Raw genomic sequence first — 3,927 nt, 5'->3', positions numbered from 1 at the left:
CAGATAAAACTGGTATAATATTTGTATCGCTTATACAAAGAGTAAGTATTGTTTTAGATAATTAATATATATTGACAGCATAATATAAAGCTAGATATTTTAGTCTAAACCGATGGCAAATTGCCAAACGCCATTTAGTCAGTAAATTGACTTATTAACTAAAACTTAAACACCTAAAACTTTGAGGAGATAATCGTTATCCCATCCAGCTTTTTTTCATTTAGTTTTAATTCCCGTTGTTTCTGTACTTTCTTGTTTGAATAAATTCAGAGCTATGTCTTGATGCAATAGCGAGTGGTTTTGGGTCTGTGTGCGGAACCTGCGTCCGCACCTTGTAAGCCCCGTGGAAACCACGGCAGTCGCTTATTGGGGGGGGATCCCCAAGACCGCGCTGCATCGCTTTTATTAAAATTATATAAATTAATTACTCAAAACCTTACTAAATAAGGTTTTGAGTAATTAATTTATACTAATTTATCATAAGCTGTTGCGCATTTAAATTGGGGATTATTCAGTTATAAAAAAACGTCAAACCCTCTCCCCTGCTCCTCATAAGGGTAGGTTTTTTACAAAGACCTCAGGTGTGGGGTGTGGGGTGTGGGGTGTGGGGTGTGGGGGATAAGAAAATATACCATTATTGTCGTTAAAAATCATCATTGTCTTGATGGAACTGCCGGGTTTCCCCCACTCGCGCTCTGGATAAAGACAATATTTCCCCCACTCGTGCTCCGGATAAAGACAATAAAAGTACGTACTCGCCCCTTTGTAAAAAACCTACCCCTGTGAGCTCCCCTGCTCCCCTGCCCCCTTGCTCCCTTGCTGCCAGAACAATTCAATTTAAATGAAGACCAGCTTAGCCACCCTAGGAGAGCCCTAATAACTAGGAGAGCCCTAATAAATTATCTCCGTTAGACCTAGTAGCTGACAGACAGACCACTGGTTAACGAGGTGCTGTTCTGCCCTGAGGCATTGACTGTATTTCCCAAGCATCTGTAAGGTGGCGGAACATACTTGATTGAAAATCTGAAACTTCTTGATAGCTCATGTGATGAGTATCTGCACAACTCGTCCAGAAATTACCGCGAATCGTGGGATCTTCAAAACGCAATAATCCCGACTTTAACAGATTTTGCTCTTGCGGTGTTCCTGTAAGGGGAATTAGACAAAGAGGCATAACAAAAAGAACAAGAGAAGGGTTGATTGCTTTGAGTTTTTGTTTAAGTTCCGACACTGCTTCTTCAAGATAGAGTAAGCTATCGCGGTCATCATCAGGTAGCCCGATAATAAAACCATAGGAAATAATCGGGACACCAGCCCGTACAACAGCACTTACCATGTCACAGTGTTGCTGCCACGGTAACAACTTTTTGTAAGCTTGACGGTTGGCAAAGGGTCTTTCAGCGGGGATGTAAGTCATATAGCAGCCTGTCTTGCCATCCCAACCCCACATTGCTTCTACCAGTTCTTCATCTGGAAGTAAATCCTCTGGAGTGCGCTCCCGTCCACGTCCTCTTGTGGCTTTTTTCAGTTCAATACCATTGTCCCAGGAAACTGGCAAATTCATATCCCGCAATCCTTGGGTAATATCGAGAACTTCTTGCCGTCCTTCGTCTCCAAAGATCACCCGACCCAGGAATTGGTCGGAGTCAGAGACGACACTCCTTGCCCCAGCTTCTTTTTGACGGGCAGCCCATTCCAAGGCTCGTTGGGGAGTCATGCGCAAGTAACCTGAGCCATAGGTCGGGGTTTGGCAAAAGTCACAGGTGCGATCGCATCCGAGGTCAAACATAACAGCGCCGGTTGGCACTAGAGAGGAATTATTAAAGTCACCTCCCCCACCTAAACAAGCCTTGGCAATAGAAGGGGATGGAAGTGGCCAATCCTGTGGGTGCAAGGGATGACGGCGTCTAGGATATTGAGTACCATCAGCAAATAAGACTCCAGATAGTTCTTCTCGTTGGGGCTGTCCCAACACATAGTCAAAAATTGCCCAGTTTGCAGCGCCTGATTTATCTTTTACCACAGCCGTTGCACCAGCATCTAAATAGAGTCGGGGTTGAGCTATAACATCTGAACCTCCGACTATAATTGGTTTGCCTCCTTTTGCTAGATGCTTTATTACTGCAATAGCTAGCTCCCGATGGATGGTAAAATTACTGGTTACCCCCCAAGCATCACAAGTATAGGGATCGACCGAACTAATTTTTCCTCCATACGCAATCTTCCGCAGGGTCATCCCCTTCCAATTTACTTGTCCAAACTCTTCCTGATCAGTAGCATCTTTAAGATTCAACAATTCCACCTCAAATCCCCCTGCTTCTAGATTGGACATTAGGATTTGCTTGCTGATTAGAGGATGTTTGTTATGGTCTGTCCAATCAATGCCGTCAGGGTCTAATAATTTCAGGTGTGGTAACTCTACTAATCCTATTTTCATAATTTCAAATGAATTATAATTTCTTGAAAAAGTCGTGAAATAAAGCCGTTATCTTGAATCAACAATTGTCTTGATTAATTAACTGATAGAAGCCATCTTGGTCAAACCTCCATGATAGTTTATCAATTTAGATTCTGCTTTTCCAATTTGAACTAGACGAAATTGCCACTCAGAAATATCCTCGTAGCTCAGGAAGCGTGTGTCACAACTGGGTGTCCAGAACCCACCAACTATAGAAGGATCGTCAAAGCGCAATAAACCAGACTTGCGGATGTTTTCCCCTTGGGGTGTTCCTGGTATAGGGGAAATGGAATAGCAAGCAACTTGAAATTCCAGGTCTGGGTTAATTTCTCTGAGTTGTTGATGAAGTTCTAAGACTGCTTCCTCAAGGCGGAGTAAACTTTCGTGACTGTCATCGGGAAATCCAATGATCACACCATAGACAATAACGGGAAGACCAGCCCGAACGATCGCCTGCATCATCTCACAATGCTGTTGCCAGGGGAGAAGTTTGCTATAGGATTCTCTGCCAAAAACTGGACGTTCGGCGGGAATGTAACCTAGAAAACCGCCAACCTTGCCATCCCATCCCCAAAGGGCTTCTATCAGTTCTTCGTCAGGTGTGAGGTCTGTATGGTCATAGTTGCGTCCCCTGCCTAAAGTCGCTTTCCTCAGTTCCAAACCATTAGGCCACAAAAGTGGCATTCCCATCTCTCTTGCGCCTTTTGTAATCTCTAGAACCTCTTCTCGACCTCCTGGAAACAGAACGCGACCGAGGAATTGATCGGAACCCATAACTACACACTTTGCACCAGCTTCCTTCTGACGAGCAATCCAATTGAGGGTCGTTTGCGGTGACATTCGGCGATAGCCTGAGGTGTAAGTTGGAGTCTGGCAGAAGTCACATTTGCGATCGCATCCGATGTCAGGATATACGGACCCTATAGGTACGAGTTGTTCTACAAAAGGTTCTTCCGAGTATTCTTCCCCTAAACATTGCCTGGCTAATTCCACTGAGGGTAAGGCCCACTCCTCTGGACTCATCGCTTTAGTACGGGTTGGATGATAACTCCCATCCGCTAAGATTACACCCGTCAGCTTTTCTCGTGGAGTAAGTCCTAGTACATAGTCTAAAATCGGCCAATTGGCTGCACCAGATTTATCAATTACGATGGCTGTTGCACCTGCATCCAGGTAGTTACGGGGTTCGGCAATGGCATCGGAACCGCCAACTACAACTGGTTTTCCTTTACTGGCTAGATGGGCGATCGCCAGACAGCTGACTTGGCGCTCTTGAGTGTAGTTAACTGTCACCCCCCAAGCATCATAAGCTTCTGGATCTATATCCAGAATCCTCTGCCCGACATAGCTCTTAGTCAGATTCATGCCTTTCCAAGTCACCTCTCCAAATGGTTCTTGACAATCACCATCTTTGAGATTGACCAATTGAGCATCGAAACCCCCCGCTTGCAGATCGGCTATCAAAACCA

At 44.8% G+C, this 3,927-nt stretch carries 2 protein-coding genes; both read right to left on the bottom strand.

Features of this window, described 5'->3' with window-relative positions; genetic code table 11:
* Positions 1-940: 940 nt before the first annotated feature.
* Positions 941-2,437 carry a radical SAM protein gene (locus F6K49_RS36660; RefSeq protein WP_293082884.1) on the bottom strand — a complete coding sequence of 499 codons (1,497 nt, stop codon included), beginning with the start codon at positions 2,435-2,437 and terminating at the stop codon, positions 941-943.
* A gap of 78 nt (positions 2,438-2,515) precedes the next feature.
* The coding region (locus tag F6K49_RS36655; RefSeq protein ID WP_293104795.1) for a radical SAM protein at positions 2,516-3,927 on the bottom strand (1,412 nt) is incomplete at its 5' end.

It is taken from the genome of Moorena sp. SIO3I6, assembly GCF_010672095.1.
This window is presented reverse-complemented; position numbering and strand designations above follow the sequence as displayed.

Excerpts from the sequence above, each read along its gene's own strand:
- F6K49_RS36660 (WP_293082884.1), bottom strand. The coding sequence starts at position 2,437 with ATGAAAATAGGATTAGTAGAGTTACCACACCTGAAATTATTAGACCCT.